The 13,278-nt window shown below is 34.9% G+C and carries 17 protein-coding genes; 4 read left to right on the forward strand and 13 right to left on the reverse strand.

What is annotated here, in order from left to right; genetic code table 11:
- Positions 1-111: 111 nt before the first annotated feature.
- The gene (locus BK054_RS09460; RefSeq protein ID WP_006257088.1) at positions 112-399 is read right to left on the reverse strand and encodes a hypothetical protein; all 288 of its coding nucleotides are present in this window, start codon (positions 397-399) and stop codon (positions 112-114) included.
- A 9-nt stretch (positions 400-408) separates the two neighbouring features.
- Positions 409-711 (reverse strand): hypothetical protein, encoded by a 303-nt coding sequence (locus BK054_RS09465; protein WP_006257087.1) that lies wholly within the window; start codon positions 709-711, stop codon positions 409-411.
- 623 nt (positions 712-1,334) lie between these two features.
- Between BK054_RS09465 and BK054_RS09470 the strand changes: the two genes are divergently transcribed.
- Entirely contained in the window at positions 1,335-1,772 is a 438-nt protein-coding gene (locus tag BK054_RS09470) for a hypothetical protein (RefSeq protein WP_006257086.1), read from the forward strand.
- Positions 1,773-1,982: 210 nt separating this feature from the next.
- Here BK054_RS09470 and BK054_RS18445 read toward each other — a convergent pair whose 3' ends face one another.
- From BK054_RS18445 to BK054_RS09485, 4 genes are all read right to left on the reverse strand, one after another.
- A complete protein-coding gene (locus tag BK054_RS18445; RefSeq protein WP_006257085.1) occupies positions 1,983-2,150 on the reverse strand; it encodes a hypothetical protein in 168 nt (55 codons plus the stop codon).
- 7 nt (positions 2,151-2,157) lie between these two features.
- On the reverse strand, positions 2,158-3,495 hold the full coding sequence (locus BK054_RS09475) for a c-type cytochrome (protein WP_006257084.1): 1,338 nt from the start codon (positions 3,493-3,495) through the stop codon (positions 2,158-2,160).
- Complete coding sequence (locus BK054_RS09480; protein WP_006257083.1) at positions 3,488-4,948, reverse strand: c-type cytochrome; 1,461 nt, start codon at positions 4,946-4,948, stop codon at positions 3,488-3,490. The genes BK054_RS09475 and BK054_RS09480 overlap by 8 nt, the downstream gene beginning before the upstream one ends.
- A gap of 127 nt (positions 4,949-5,075) precedes the next feature.
- The gene (locus BK054_RS09485) at positions 5,076-5,963 is read right to left on the reverse strand and encodes an AraC family transcriptional regulator (protein WP_006257082.1); all 888 of its coding nucleotides are present in this window, start codon (positions 5,961-5,963) and stop codon (positions 5,076-5,078) included.
- Between the two features lie 152 nt (positions 5,964-6,115).
- Between BK054_RS09485 and BK054_RS09490 the strand changes: the two genes are divergently transcribed.
- The 3 genes from BK054_RS09490 to BK054_RS09500 all read left to right on the forward strand — a co-directional run bounded on the left by BK054_RS09490 (position 6,116) and on the right by BK054_RS09500 (position 9,644).
- Complete coding sequence (locus tag BK054_RS09490) at positions 6,116-6,835, forward strand: class I SAM-dependent methyltransferase (protein ID WP_006257081.1); 720 nt, start codon at positions 6,116-6,118, stop codon at positions 6,833-6,835.
- A gap of 35 nt (positions 6,836-6,870) precedes the next feature.
- Complete coding sequence (locus BK054_RS09495) at positions 6,871-7,293, forward strand: GNAT family N-acetyltransferase (RefSeq protein WP_006257080.1); 423 nt, start codon at positions 6,871-6,873, stop codon at positions 7,291-7,293.
- Positions 7,294-7,445: 152 nt separating this feature from the next.
- A complete protein-coding gene (locus tag BK054_RS09500) occupies positions 7,446-9,644 on the forward strand; it encodes a B12-binding domain-containing radical SAM protein (RefSeq protein WP_006257079.1) in 2,199 nt (732 codons plus the stop codon).
- Between the two features lie 37 nt (positions 9,645-9,681).
- On the opposite strand, the gene BK054_RS09505 is transcribed toward BK054_RS09500, so the two are convergent.
- The 7 genes from BK054_RS09505 to BK054_RS09535 form a co-directional block, all read right to left on the reverse strand.
- Positions 9,682-10,125, reverse strand: a complete 444-nt coding sequence (locus BK054_RS09505) for a PEGA domain-containing protein (RefSeq protein WP_006257078.1) — start codon at positions 10,123-10,125, stop codon at positions 9,682-9,684.
- Positions 10,125-10,484, reverse strand: coding sequence for a hypothetical protein (locus BK054_RS09510; RefSeq protein ID WP_058699319.1), 360 nt, complete (start codon positions 10,482-10,484; stop codon positions 10,125-10,127). Before BK054_RS09510 ends, BK054_RS09505 begins: the two co-directional genes overlap by 1 nt.
- Positions 10,485-10,659: 175 nt before the next feature.
- A complete protein-coding gene (locus BK054_RS09515; RefSeq protein ID WP_006257075.1) occupies positions 10,660-11,079 on the reverse strand; it encodes a hypothetical protein in 420 nt (139 codons plus the stop codon).
- A 39-nt stretch (positions 11,080-11,118) separates the two neighbouring features.
- Positions 11,119-11,655 (reverse strand): DUF1697 domain-containing protein, encoded by a 537-nt coding sequence (locus BK054_RS09520; protein ID WP_006257074.1) that lies wholly within the window; start codon positions 11,653-11,655, stop codon positions 11,119-11,121.
- Positions 11,656-11,657: 2 nt separating this feature from the next.
- Positions 11,658-11,981 (reverse strand): SdpI family protein, encoded by a 324-nt coding sequence (locus tag BK054_RS09525; protein ID WP_006257073.1) that lies wholly within the window; start codon positions 11,979-11,981, stop codon positions 11,658-11,660.
- On the reverse strand, positions 11,978-12,355 hold the full coding sequence (locus BK054_RS09530) for a DUF3784 domain-containing protein (protein WP_006257072.1): 378 nt from the start codon (positions 12,353-12,355) through the stop codon (positions 11,978-11,980). Before BK054_RS09530 ends, BK054_RS09525 begins: the two co-directional genes overlap by 4 nt.
- A 1-nt stretch (position 12,356) precedes the next feature.
- Positions 12,357-13,268, reverse strand: a complete 912-nt coding sequence (locus BK054_RS09535) for an alpha/beta hydrolase (protein WP_006257071.1) — start codon at positions 13,266-13,268, stop codon at positions 12,357-12,359.
- Positions 13,269-13,278 lie beyond the last annotated feature (10 nt).

Genomic DNA, 13,278 nt, shown 5'->3' on the forward strand with positions numbered 1-13,278 from the left:
TGAAGGTTTAACGTTGTTTAAAGATTAAAGTTTAATTTAAAAAAGGAAACAGAGTAGAAGGCTATTAAGACTAATCTATCAATAAATCAATTGAGAATAAGGTATAGAACATTATTCTTTCCTTACAAAGAACCATCCTTTATAACAATTAAGTTCTCTAATAGGAGCTGTGTGCTGTACAATCTTTATATGCTGATATAGGAGCTGAGGCAGAGAGGCCAATATCTCTGTGACAGCGATATCTATAGTCTCATAATCCTCTTCTGTAGGGACGGTACTTGTATAAACATATAGAGAGATTGTATCTTCTGTATAGTCATAAGCGATAGCCCTGATATGATGATCTATGACACCTAAGAAAGCAGGTATCATGGCTAATAGTATATCTTGTTGTATCATAGTGTATATTTATAAACAGTGCTGAAGGGCATGGAGCACACACTCTTCTAAAGAGGCAAATGATTTACAGTTCTCTTTATATAAGGGAGCTTCCCAGTCATAATTAGAAATAACTTGTACACAGAAATGCCCATCGACATCAAACTCTGGATACCAACCAATATCAAGTAAGGTATGGTTACCAAACTCTGCTTGAAACAAATCTTCTTTTAACTCATCTATTACCTCAGCAGGAGAGCCATTAAAATTTAAATGAGATAAGGTGTCATACGTGATGATACCTTTATGTTTTTCTATAAGTAACTTTATCATTTAGAAGATGTATTTGTATTTGAGCATATTGCTTGTTATTGAACTCGATTTCGGACAATGTCTATTATAATACTTGATATGGTGTTAGAAAATTCATTTTAGTAATTGAATTACCCTGGTTAAAAGTAGTTTATTTTAAAAGAATTATATCTGTTAAAAAATCAATTCATCTTTTGAAGAATAGAAAGCATAAGTAAGTGTACAGCTAAAAGTAGGATTATAAACAATAACTGTACAGCTATAGTAGGATGAGACAGTCTTTTTTTGATGTGGTCGCATAGTGGTCGGCTTGTGATCGCATAGTGGTCGCATAATTTTAGCCTATTTTAATGCGACCACTATGGTATCACTATCCCATAATATTACTATCATGCTGTGCCTTCTTAGTACGTGAATAGTTGGAGTAGGAAGTTTAAGGAGATGGAGAGCTTGTATTGAGGAGATTTTGTTAGAGCGAGATATCTTATTTGAACCTAATTATTAGCAGTAGAGTAGGTGTTTTCTTATCCCTGATTATAGCTAATTATGTCCTATATCGTGTAGTTTACTATGGTTTATGATTATAGGATTTGATATATAGGGGTTAAAATCTTTTCTTTGGAACAACTAAACTCTTTAACTAGATGATTGCACAAGAAAAGAGATTGTCCTATCAGTATTCATTAGGGCATCTGATACTAAATATATTGTTGACCATTCTGTTTTGTAGCATTGTTACAATCAGTCATGATGTTGGAGATTATTGGTTTGTGATTATAAAGTATGTAATTACGGTGTTAGTTACATGTATAACAGTGAATCAGGTTATATATCTCTGTACTGCTTATATAAGAGGAGATAAGCTGATACTCAAAAAGTATTTTAGAAGTGAGAAACAGTATACAGCTAAACAGCTAGTCAATATAAAAAAGTATAATCTTGGGCGTATTCACCTCATCATGGTATCTATGAAGAGTGTAGATGGAAGCATAGAAAGATATATGATTATGAATATCTATGCATGGTATGCACAGTCTTTATATGATGCAGAAGAGGAATTGAGTAATTGGTCTAAGAAGTAAAGAACAGTGTTATAACCTGAAGTAGATAGAATAAAAATATCCCCCATTAGAATAGATAAGGTATTGGGAATGGTGATGTAAGTAATCTATAAAAAAGAGAGTTTTGGGAGCATTCTCTTGATATGACAATAATAGATTACCTTACAGGAAATACAATACTTACCTACTAATGAGGGATACGATGTGCGCAGTGCTGGGGAGAACACTGAGTTAGTAAAGACCTTTTATAAACTGATAGTCTTTTTCTTCTTTAATTTCTTTTTTCCACATCTCTTTATTCTTAGAAGAGTAGAGATAGATTTTAATCACCTTAGAAATGATAACACCTGAGATGATCAGTATGGCTAAGATGAGAAATAGTGATATCGTAATAATCATAATCTACTTATTTAATGTTTAAGATATATTGAGTCAGATCTTCCATATCCGTATCATTGATCTGAGGGAATGGAGGCATCTGTGGTGCATCAGGACGTTTCTTACCTGGAGACTTAATCCACTTGATTAGATCCATTTTATTGTCTGCATATATTTCTTGCATTTCTGTCACAGGAGGCCCTACTAGTGGTGCCTTCTCTTTATGACAGGCAGCACAGTAGCTATTAAAGACTGCTTTACCCTTAGCTGTATTATCACCAGAAGCTTCGGCAGTAGCTATCGCTTGTTTTTCTTCTTCTTGTTGGTTAGCTGCTTGTTCTCTAGCTTCTTTTGATGCTTGTTCAAATTCGGCTGTCTTTTGAGCCATCAGTTCTCGGTGTGGGTTGATAGCATTCGCTCTATAGACATGACGTCCACTTCCCATGAATACGACTACAATCCCCATAGAGATCACTATTCTTCTGAAGTATCTGTCTAGTTGGTCATCTGTACCTCTTAGTGTTTTGATCATATAGTACACTGCATATACAGCTACAGCTACACCAGATAAGATCACTCCCATCATAGCCCAACTAAACCCTTTGGCAGGTAAAGTAGCCATCACGATAGGACCAAATAGGAATTGAGCTACAGATGCTCCTAACGCTAACTGATATCCAAGACGTTTAACCTTCGCTCTAGTGAATACTTTAAAATATTCTTCAAAAGGATAGTTCTTACGCCCCATATACCAAGTGATAAATAGACCTGTCAGGGCTAGTGAAGCACAGATAAAATGGAAGTATCTCGGGAATACATTTGGCAGGGCTAAAGCAGATAAGAATCCTCTTACACTCATCCATTTCTCAGGGAATAACATCAGATTGATATTCACTAAGAAGATTAGGGGAATGAATAAGAACATAATTACTGCTAGAGCATTGATAGATATGTGTAACAATTTCATATTCGCCATTGCTTCCCAAGTGTACTTGTGTAAGTAGGTCAATAGGAAAACAATCGCTACCATAGGGATAATCAATATCCACATAATCCCTGTCAAGGAGTTAGCTGTGTAAAAATAAATGGTGTACAGTGCATTAATACTCAGTAGAGGAGCTACCCCTAGTACTACAGCTAATGATTTGTTTACTGTTATTGTCGCAGCTATTTCTTGTGCTAGTACATCGTATTCTTTGTTTTTAAGTCCTTTTATTTCTGCCCATAGCGTAGCTATAGAACCTCCTACCATTAAGTTTACAAACACAATATGTGCTAAGAATGAAACTACTAATAGAATAACTAGTAACCACTCTGGTAATGGTAAGTCTAAGGGTATATCTTTAGGTAATGGAGTATTATTCATTTTTGTTATTGTTTAATTTTTGTTCTATAAAATGTTCTACAGAGTGAGTAGGGTTAAGATGTGCTCCAGCACTCTGCGCCCCTTCTAGTGTCGCACCACTCTGTTGTAAATAGAAAATATAATGGGCTAGTGCATCTAGTTCTTCTTCGTTACCTGGATAAGGAGGCATATAGGTTCTACCGTTGTGCATATTAGGTATATACGCTTTCATCGAGTTGATATCTAAAGGCTTTCCTATTCCATACATTTTTTCGAATACATATATGATAGAGTTAATCCCCTGACTGGTATGACATCGAGAACACGCTATCATAAACACATCTTTACCAGCCTCTAGTTTATTCTCTTCTGTAATCTCTGTGATAGAGGTATAAGTAGAGTGCTTCAGTATACCGTCTCGCTGTAGCAGAGGATAGTCTTCTTCTCTGATCAGGTTAGAGTACATATAGTTACCGATGACATAAGGCTTACGGATAAATTCTCGTACACGTTCGAATATTCCTAAGAAACCAAGCGATAGTACAAAAGGAATAATCACAATGATAAGATTGACTTTCTTAGGTTTCCACAGTGTCCAGATTGCTAACAGAGCTAGTGAGCTAGTTGCTATTAGGATAATGTATTTTAATAAATCATAGTATTTAGCAAAGTCCATAGTACCTACCGCTGTACTCATATTCGCTGTCATCGCATCAGGTATCACGTTATAGTAATAAATAGAAGCTAGAATAGATAGTGGTAACCATAGTAATACCCATATAGCTGTAGTCTTAAGAGCCGTAGGTCTGATAGCACTAGACTTCTTAGTGAACAACATAATCAGTAAGAAACCAAAGGCTCCTGCTACAACCATCGCTGTAGGTGTTCTAAATAATAGCTGAGGTAAGTAAATAGGGTTAGTCAATGCACTTACTAAAGATTGTTCTTGTATCCAGTTACCAGGATCCATCATAAATCCTAATATCGCTACGATAATAGCCATAGTCAGCCATGAGAATCCAGAAAGGAACCAACCGAATCGGATATGGCGTTGTTTAGCACGTAGAGATTTATTAGAGTTCTTCCATGTTAAGAAATAGATCATGATAAAAACTACTTCTAATACGAATACAATCCATTCTGTAAACCATCCCCAGTAGAAAACACGGATTAAACTACCAATAGAGTTAGGACTAATTAGTGCTGCTGAGAACCATATACCGACTCCTGTCATCGCTCCCATCGTGGTTGTGATCACAAAACCGACCATCATCATACGGTGTACCATCTTATCCCAGGCAAGATCAGTGATGTCTTCTGGTCCACTTTTGACTACTCCTTGTTGTTCTAATAATGTAATATAAGGCAAGAACCCAACGGCTAGCCCATGGTTTATAAATACGTGAATAATCGCTATCATCGCAATGAGGAAACGATCGTTCAACCAGTCTAAATGAAATAGAGGGAAATCCATAATGTATTATTTTTCAGCAAAGTTAGAACCCTATCTACTGAAATATATTACACTAAACGTGGTGATATTTACACTAATCAATTTAGAACAGTGTGATAAAAGCGAATTGTATTTAAGTAATCAATTCTTAGTTCTGTTTTCTAAATTCTTCAGGGGATAGCCCTGTATTCTTTTTAAAGAATCTAGAGAAGTAAGCATTGTTCTTAAAGTCGAGTTCGTAAGAGATCTCTGTAATCGATAAATCGGCATTGACCAATAATCGTTTGCATTCTAAGATAACTCTGTTACGGATAACTTCACCTGCTGTTATACCTACTACTTTTTTGCATAAAGAGTTGAGGTGATTAGGAGTGATGTGTAGCATATCAGCATATTCTCCAGGCAATCTCTTTTCTATAAAATGATCTTCTACAAGCTTCTCAAAATTCTTGATGATGAAGTGTGCACCCTTCGTCTCATTTGGTTCTTCTGGCTCGAATACTTTTTTGACTAAGAATAGCTGTGTCTCTAAGAACAGTTCTAGCATTAAGACTTTGATATAGTCTTTCTGTAAAGGTTGGTTTTCTGTATAGGCATAATACATCTTCTCGAACTTCGTGTGTAGTGTCTCATAGCACTTCTCACAAGAGAACTTAGAGTACTGCGCATTACCTCCGAAGAAGGTAAACTCCTTTAGATAGTTCGGGTTAACTAAGAATGTACGCAGAAAGTTATCATTGAAATTGATAAGAAACCCTTTGGTACCAGGTTCGAATTCCCATTTGTGTACTTGCGAAGGGTTGAGATAAAATAAGCATTTCTCCTCAATAGAGAATTTCTCAAAGTCAATAGAGTGTATTCCCTTCCCTTCTGCTACGAAGAGGATCTGATAGAATGCATGTCTATGAGGAGCAGATACCATATTCGGTCTATTAGAAATAAACTCTTCAAGTCGATATACTACACAGTCTTGTGATATATTGTTATTGTCGAGTAGGTTACAGATGTTGTAAATTGGAATACTATTGTTCTCCATATTTCTAATATTTTAGGCAAAGATAGGAATATGTTAAATTCTTTAAATGGTGATTGAATAGAAATAAGTTATGGTGTGATTAAGATTTAGTACTTTAGGAGTGATATTGTCGTTTATATATAAACATATTTAAAGCCTATAATCCATATCAAATGAGTCAGAATAATTATAATCCAGAATATATAAAAAGTCTGTTTAATCAGATGAGTGGTTCTTATGAACGGATGAATTATATTACTTCATTTGGATTCTCTATTCGTTGGAGAAGGCAGTTGATTAAAGAATTAAAACCTACACCCGAAAAAGTAGAAGTAATAGACCTTATGACGGGGATAGGGGAAATGTGGGGTGTTATAAAAAGAAATTTCCCACAGGCTAAGCTATCTGCTTTAGACTATAGCGATGAGATGATTAAAAGAGCAGAGCATAGAAATCAGACAGAGTATAAGGGAGAGGTAGATCTACTTCATCAGAATGTATTAGTGAGTAGCTTGCCTTCAGAACACTATGACTATGTTACTTGTGCTTTTGGTTTAAAGACATTTAATGAAGAGCAAATTCAAATATTGGCTAAGGAAGTAGAAAGAATACTCAAACCGAATGGGCAATTTGCTTTTATAGAAGTTTCTGAACCCAACAATAGTATACTTAAATTCTTTTATGGTTTTTATTTAGGGAGTATTGTCCCTGTATTAGGGGCTTTATTGTTGGGAGGAATTAATGAATATAAGATGCTGTGGAGATATACGAATAAGTTTAAAGATGTGACTAAGAGTGCACAATGTTTTGAGTCAGTAGGACTACACGTTAAAAAGCATTCTTATTTCTTTGGTTGTGCTACAGGATTTAGTGGATATAAGAAATTAATATAAAGGGAATAACAAGTGGATTTTAGAAGTAATAAGTTATGGAAATAAAGATAACCACAGAGATAGATGATCATAATGCGATGGCTATTAAGGAGATATTATCTTCTTATAATGTAAGTCATACGACACATTTATCAGCTTGTATCAATGAATCACTAGAGGTTACTTTAGTAGAAGAAGGAGAGGTAATCGGAGGGATATTAGGACGTTCATTATGGGGAACACTAGAGATACAGAACCTCGCTGTGAAAGAGAGTCATAGAGGACAAGGCCTTGGTAAGAAACTCATGTTAGCAGCAGAGCAGGTAGCTGTAGAACGCAACTGTAAGTATATATCACTGAATACTTTTTCGTTTCAAGCTTCTTACTTTTACCAATCTTTAGGTTATGAGATTTTTGCAGAAGAGAAGGACTATCCTTTAGGATATTCTAAGATATATCTGCGTAAGGTGTTGGTGTAGTGTTCTCTGAAAAAGGAGTAGAAACTTTTGTAATTGTGTAAAGTGTTGATTTTTTGTTTGTTAAATGTTGATTAAATAAGAAGTAATGTATGTTAGATACAGTTTTTTACTCGGTTGAATAGTAGTATCTTTGCACTCCAAAATTAGATACAGTGAATACAACAATAGCATTTATAACTCCTCCGTTTACGCAGTTAAACACACCTTATCCAGCGACAGCATATATTAAGGGGTTTCTGAATACCCTAAATATAGATAGCTACCAAGCAGATTTGGGAATAGAGGTTATATTGAAATTGTTTAGTAAACAAGGTTTGATAGACTTGTTCGACTATGTACATGAACACATAGAAGAAGTATCACCTAATATACATCGTATTCTTGCTTTAGAAGAGGACTATATCTCTACTATCGACGCTGTAATTGCATTTTTGCAAGGGAAGAACTCTACATTAGCACATGCTATCGTACAAGAGGATTATCTTCCACGAGCATCTCGCTTTGAACAACTAGAAGAATTAGAATGGGCATTCGGTACGATGGGAATACAAGATAAGGCGAAGCACTTATCTACACTGTACTTAGAGGACTTGTCTGATCTGATTGTCGAGACAGTAGATACCAACTTTGGGTTTAGTAGATATGCTGAGCGATTAGGTCGTTCTGCGCATACCTTTGATGAGATGTATGATGCACTACATCAACCTTTGACTTATATTGATGAGATTACGCTTGATTTATTACAACAGCTAATAGATAAGACTAATCCTAAGATAATGGGATTCTCAGTACCCTTCCCTGGTAATTTATACAGCAGTTTTAGATGTGCTCAGTACATTAAGAAGAACTATCCTCATATCAAGATCACGATGGGAGGAGGGTTTCCGAATACGGAGTTACGCTCATTAAAAGATGTGCGTGTATTTGAGTTCTTTGACTTTATCACCTTAGATGATGGAGAGGCTCCATTAGAGAACTTGATTCTCTATGTAGAAGGAAAGATAGCACAAGAGGAGTTAAAGCGTACGCTTATCGCTAAAGATGGAGAGGTAGTGTATATCAATAATCCACTGAAGCGTGACTATAAACAGGCTGAGGTAGGTACTCCTGATTATTCAGACTTACTATTGACAGAGTATATCTCTGTGATAGAGGTAGTGAATCCAATGCACCGTATGTGGAGTGATGGACGATGGAACAAACTAACGATGGCACATGGATGTTATTGGGGTAAGTGTACCTTCTGTGATATTAGTTTAGACTATATCAAGGTATATGAACCAATAACGGCAAAGCAGATCGTAGACCGTATGCAGACGTTAATTGAGCAGACGGGAGAGACAGGCTTTCACTTTGTCGATGAAGCAGCACCACCAGCACTAATGCGCGAGGTAGCGTTAGAGATTATCAGACGTAAACTAACGGTATCATGGTGGACGAACATCCGCTTTGAGAAAAGCTTTACGAAAGACTTGTGCTTATTATTAAAAGCCTCTGGATGTGTAGCTGTATCAGGAGGATTAGAGGTAGCCTCAGATAGATTATTAAAATTAATAGATAAGGGAGTTACGGTAGAACAAGTAGCTCGTGTGAATAGAAACTTTACAGAGGCAGGTATCTTAGTACATGCTTATCTAATGTATGGTTTCCCAACACAGACTGCACAGGAGACAATAGACAGTCTAGAGATGGTGCGTCAGTTGTTTGAAGCAGGAGTAATGCAATCGGGCTTTTGGCATCAGTTTGCGATGACTGCTCACTCACCAGTAGGGATGAACCCAGAGGAATACAAGGTAGAGCGTGTAAATGCTGAGATGGGAACATTCGCTAATAACGATGTACCTCACATAGAGATGAATGGTGCAATACACGATAAGTTCTCCTTTGGACTGAAGAAGTCACTGTTTAACTTTATGCATGGGATGTGCTTTGATATGCCATTACATGAATGGTTTGATTTTAAAGTACCTCGTACGAGTATATCACCTGATTATATATTCAGTTGTTTAAACAACGAACCTTTGACGGTATGTAAACCAAATCAAAAAGTAGTATGGTTAGGGACATTCCCTTATATTGAGTACTTCGAAAAGAAGAAAAAGAACAGAGTGTTTGAAATGGCTCAATTGGTGTTCTATACTAAAAAAGAGACGATAGGTGTAGATGTAGATAGAGTGGTAGGGGATTGGTTTGTACATTTTGTCGAGACTTTGAAGGAGAAAGCTTCTCAAACAATGACTTATCAAGAAATGAAAAAGAGCTTTGAAGAGTTTACGAATGAAGACTTTGAGCCATTCTGGTATTCTAAACCAGCACAAGCATTAAAAGATATGGCACTACTAGTGCTTTAGATATAGAAAGCCTCGCATTTGCGAGGCTTTGTTATTCTTATTGTTGAGGTTTATCTTGTTCTTTTAAACTAATGTTCATAAAGATTGTTCTGTGATTTGCTTTGATAACAGTATCTTTAGCAGGAGTTCTGTTGTATTGTACAGGTTTTAATTTATGAATTGCACCAGTGATAGGGTCAACAATAAGTCCTATAATCCCTCCCAAACCAATATTACCAATGTACCAAGCATTAAAGCTTCTTTCAAAATCAGTTTTATAAGTGTCATATCCTTCACTTGCTATCTTAAGTGTATAAGATTGGTTTTTCTTTAGTTTAGTATTGTATGGTGTTTTACCTACTTCTTTATTGTCTATATAGACTGTAGAGTTCGTAGGAGTAGAGTAGATCTCTATTTTTTGTTTGCTTCCAGATACGATAGTAGCACAACTTGTATTTAATAATAGTAATGCAGAAGAGATTAGTAAGAGTGTTTTTTTCATTAATTGTTATTTTTAAGTGTTTGTGTTTTATAATAATCAACGTTCACTCTATGGCAAGTGCTCCATAGGTTAGGGCGTTTGTGTTTTGTTATTTTAATGACATCTGCTCCAAAGTCTTGAGCAATTTTACGAGCATTATTTAATATATAATTTAGGTTACAGTTGACAGAAAAACCTGAATCTCCAAATTTGCTACTACCTACTTTTGTATTTGGTGTAGGAACTTCTTCATTAAGTTTAAGTACTATAACTTCTGTATTAAGAGGTGTGTTAACTTTTGTAGTAGTCATAGTAGTACTCATCGAAGAACTGCATGCTCCAAGAGCTATACAAGTGATTAAAAGAAATATTTTTTTCATAGTAGGTAAATTTGGGCGCAAATATAGTAGTTAAAAATTATAAAAAAATTAAGAGGATGAAGTATTATAAATATTTGTAAGGAGTGATGATTTGTATTTTATATATTCCTTTTAAAAATAGAAAAGCTCCGTTATAAACGAAGCTTTTGGTTTTAATTATAATAATAGCAGTTTTTTATTTCTTGTGCATATTTGCAAAATGCTTAATATCAACTTCTGCATTAGTAAACTCTTTATTACTAGCATTAGTCATAATGTCTCTATCATTGACGAAAGAGTTTATTTTAATAAAAGTCATTAGATTTGGATCATTTAGTTTCTCTACAGTTAAGAAAGCATAAGTTTGATCTGTTGTAATCTTTGGAGAAGTAAATTCTTTGAAGTCTTTTATCACTAGCTTTTTTAGGATGGTTTTATTCTCTTTACGATCATAAGTACCATAGGTGATGATTACATCTATTGTATGTTCTTGTTCGCTGTATGTTTTAATTGTAAAATGGACATTGTCATCATTAGAAGAAACGTTGTCATCATTAGAACAAGAGAATGTCAATAGAAGAAAGAATAGTGAGAATAATTGAGTTAGTCTTTTCATAGTAATTTTTAATTATCAATAAAGATAATGCTTTAAGTGTTACTTAATAGCTAATGCTTTGATTTGTAAACATGTTTTGTAATTACGTGTGGTAGCAGTTACCTTTAGTTTATTCTCTATTAGAGTATTGTTAATCTTCGTTTTTCCATATCCAATATTTGCGACGAGGTATATTGCATTATCAGTAGTATGTAGTAATTCTAAAGTATCTTTCTTTTCTTCAAGGCTGTTAATTCCCTCTTGTTGAGGCGTACCATCTATAAAAGTGAGATATAATTGTGCTAGTTCTTCTTCTTTAGTAAAAGGATGTTGTGCAAGTATTTCTTCGAACTGATCAATATCTAGAGTAAGAATAGGTACCGTGAGGTTTAGTGTACTCAGTATTTTATCTTGTATCTTTTTTGATAGTATTGAAGAATCTACTTCTACAGACTGGTATATTATATTCCCACTCTGAATATAAGTCTGGACATTGTGTAAACCTAAGTCAACACACAATTGTTTTAATACATTCATTTTGATGATGTTCTTGCCACTGACATTTATTCCTCTGAGGAGTGTGATATAAGTTTTCATGATTACTCATCTAGTTTCTTTAATCCTTGTTCTGTTTTATAAATAATAAATGCTAAACTGAGTATCATCGGTAAGAAGTATATATTGTTTAATAGCTTTGAGTAAGTAGGAAGTAGATAAGAAATACCACTGTATATACCCGTACCTATACCTAAGTATACAAAGTACTTACCACTTAGCTTTTGTGCAAACTCCCAGTTGCGTTGATTCTTCATCGCACGGTGTGTGCGATACCCTAGTATGCTATTTATTGTTTTGACATGAGGAACTAGTAGTCCTAAGACAATAAATAGACACATAAATATAAGTAGTTCTGTTGCTATCATAGTGTGATTAGTATTACAAAAATTAGTACTGCTATAGGTATAATGATATCAAAAGGTTTTATAGGATCAGTAGAGTATTTTTTCTTCGTATAAATATTTACTCCTAATAGAAATACTAAAGGTAAATACATGACAAAAATATCCCTTATAATTTCCAATCCAGTCCATTGATATAGTGCTGCACCTATTAAAATTATTAATGCTGCAATTCTTAGAGAATTATTGAGTATACGAACTATGTTTTTTATATCATAGAGCTCTTGCTTCTCTTTACTCATTGTGTTATACCCTGCTAATAAGTATTTTGCTGTTTTTGGAGTAAGGATAAAACTCATTATGAAAAATAATGCAGATGTTATTAAGATAGGCTCCATATTATTTCTTTATAAAGTTAACAATAGTAGGTACTAGTTCAGTGTGAAGAGGCACATCAGGCTTCATGTATAGTGCTAAGTTCTCCTCCTCTTTTACAACTGTTTTTAGTACGTGATTCATTCCTTTTATTGTCACAAGAGTTGCAGTAGGTACAGCTTGTTTTAAGTTGTCTCCCTGATCTGTTTTGACTTGTAAGTCTTTATCTCCTTGTAAGATTAAAATCGGTTGTTTTACTTTTTTAAGCTCTACAGTAGGATCATACTTCATCCACGAGATAAGGTAAGGCTGAGCAGAAGTGCGATATAAGCTTTGTAGCATAGGAGGGATGCTGTCTACTATTTCGCCTTTTCTAAGTTTAGCGTGAATGTCTTCTATTGATTTTGCAAAGAAAGGCGCTTGTGCTGTTATCTGTTTATACAGTACTTTATCAACTGATTCTCCTGGCCCTTGTAGTGAGATAAGCTTTGATACAGCACTATTGTCTTGGCTAGCTAATGTAGCTACCATGGCTCCTTCACTGTGCCCTATCAAGATAATATTAGGATAGTCCTTTTTGAAATAGTCAATAACTATATTTAAGTCACTCACATTGTCTTCAAACTTAATATCTGCCTCATTAATAGTCTGGTTCTTCATCTGAGCGAACATCCTCTTGTTATACGTGAAGGTGTTGATACCATTCTCTTTTAGCCCTTGGGCAAGGTACTTATACGAGTTCGCATTTACTCCAGCAGGATTGTTTCCATTCTTGTTAGTAGGACCAGAGCCTGCTATTATAATGGCAAGTTGTTTACTGTCTTTATTCGCTAAGTATAAGTCCCCATCAATTTCACTGTCTACCTGAACAGCTGTTTGTGCAAAGCTAAATGTAGTAGCAAAGCATAAGGTAAGTGTAGTTAATAGTTTTTTCATAGTGTTGTTG

This window comes from Myroides sp. ZB35 (genome assembly GCF_001865835.1).
Taxonomy (GTDB): domain Bacteria; phylum Bacteroidota; class Bacteroidia; order Flavobacteriales; family Flavobacteriaceae; genus Flavobacterium; species Flavobacterium odoratimimum.

Coding starts and splice junctions, on each gene's coding strand:
- BK054_RS09460 (WP_006257088.1), bottom strand. CDS start 399: ATGATACAACAAGATATACTATTAGCCATGATACCTGCTTTCTTAGGT.
- BK054_RS09465 (WP_006257087.1), bottom strand. CDS start 711: ATGATAAAGTTACTTATAGAAAAACATAAAGGTATCATCACGTATGAC.
- BK054_RS09470 (WP_006257086.1), top strand. CDS start 1,335: ATGATTGCACAAGAAAAGAGATTGTCCTATCAGTATTCATTAGGGCAT.
- BK054_RS18445 (WP_006257085.1), bottom strand. CDS start 2,150: ATGATTATTACGATATCACTATTTCTCATCTTAGCCATACTGATCATC.
- BK054_RS09475 (WP_006257084.1), bottom strand. CDS start 3,495: ATGAATAATACTCCATTACCTAAAGATATACCCTTAGACTTACCATTA.
- BK054_RS09480 (WP_006257083.1), bottom strand. CDS start 4,948: ATGGATTTCCCTCTATTTCATTTAGACTGGTTGAACGATCGTTTCCTC.
- BK054_RS09485 (WP_006257082.1), bottom strand. CDS start 5,963: ATGGAGAACAATAGTATTCCAATTTACAACATCTGTAACCTACTCGAC.
- BK054_RS09490 (WP_006257081.1), top strand. CDS start 6,116: ATGAGTCAGAATAATTATAATCCAGAATATATAAAAAGTCTGTTTAAT.
- BK054_RS09495 (WP_006257080.1), top strand. CDS start 6,871: ATGGAAATAAAGATAACCACAGAGATAGATGATCATAATGCGATGGCT.
- BK054_RS09505 (WP_006257078.1), bottom strand. CDS start 10,125: ATGAAAAAAACACTCTTACTAATCTCTTCTGCATTACTATTATTAAAT.
- BK054_RS09510 (WP_058699319.1), bottom strand. CDS start 10,484: ATGAAAAAAATATTTCTTTTAATCACTTGTATAGCTCTTGGAGCATGC.
- BK054_RS09515 (WP_006257075.1), bottom strand. CDS start 11,079: ATGAAAAGACTAACTCAATTATTCTCACTATTCTTTCTTCTATTGACA.
- BK054_RS09520 (WP_006257074.1), bottom strand. CDS start 11,655: ATGAAAACTTATATCACACTCCTCAGAGGAATAAATGTCAGTGGCAAG.
- BK054_RS09525 (WP_006257073.1), bottom strand. CDS start 11,981: ATGATAGCAACAGAACTACTTATATTTATGTGTCTATTTATTGTCTTA.
- BK054_RS09530 (WP_006257072.1), bottom strand. CDS start 12,355: ATGGAGCCTATCTTAATAACATCTGCATTATTTTTCATAATGAGTTTT.
- BK054_RS09535 (WP_006257071.1), bottom strand. CDS start 13,268: ATGAAAAAACTATTAACTACACTTACCTTATGCTTTGCTACTACATTT.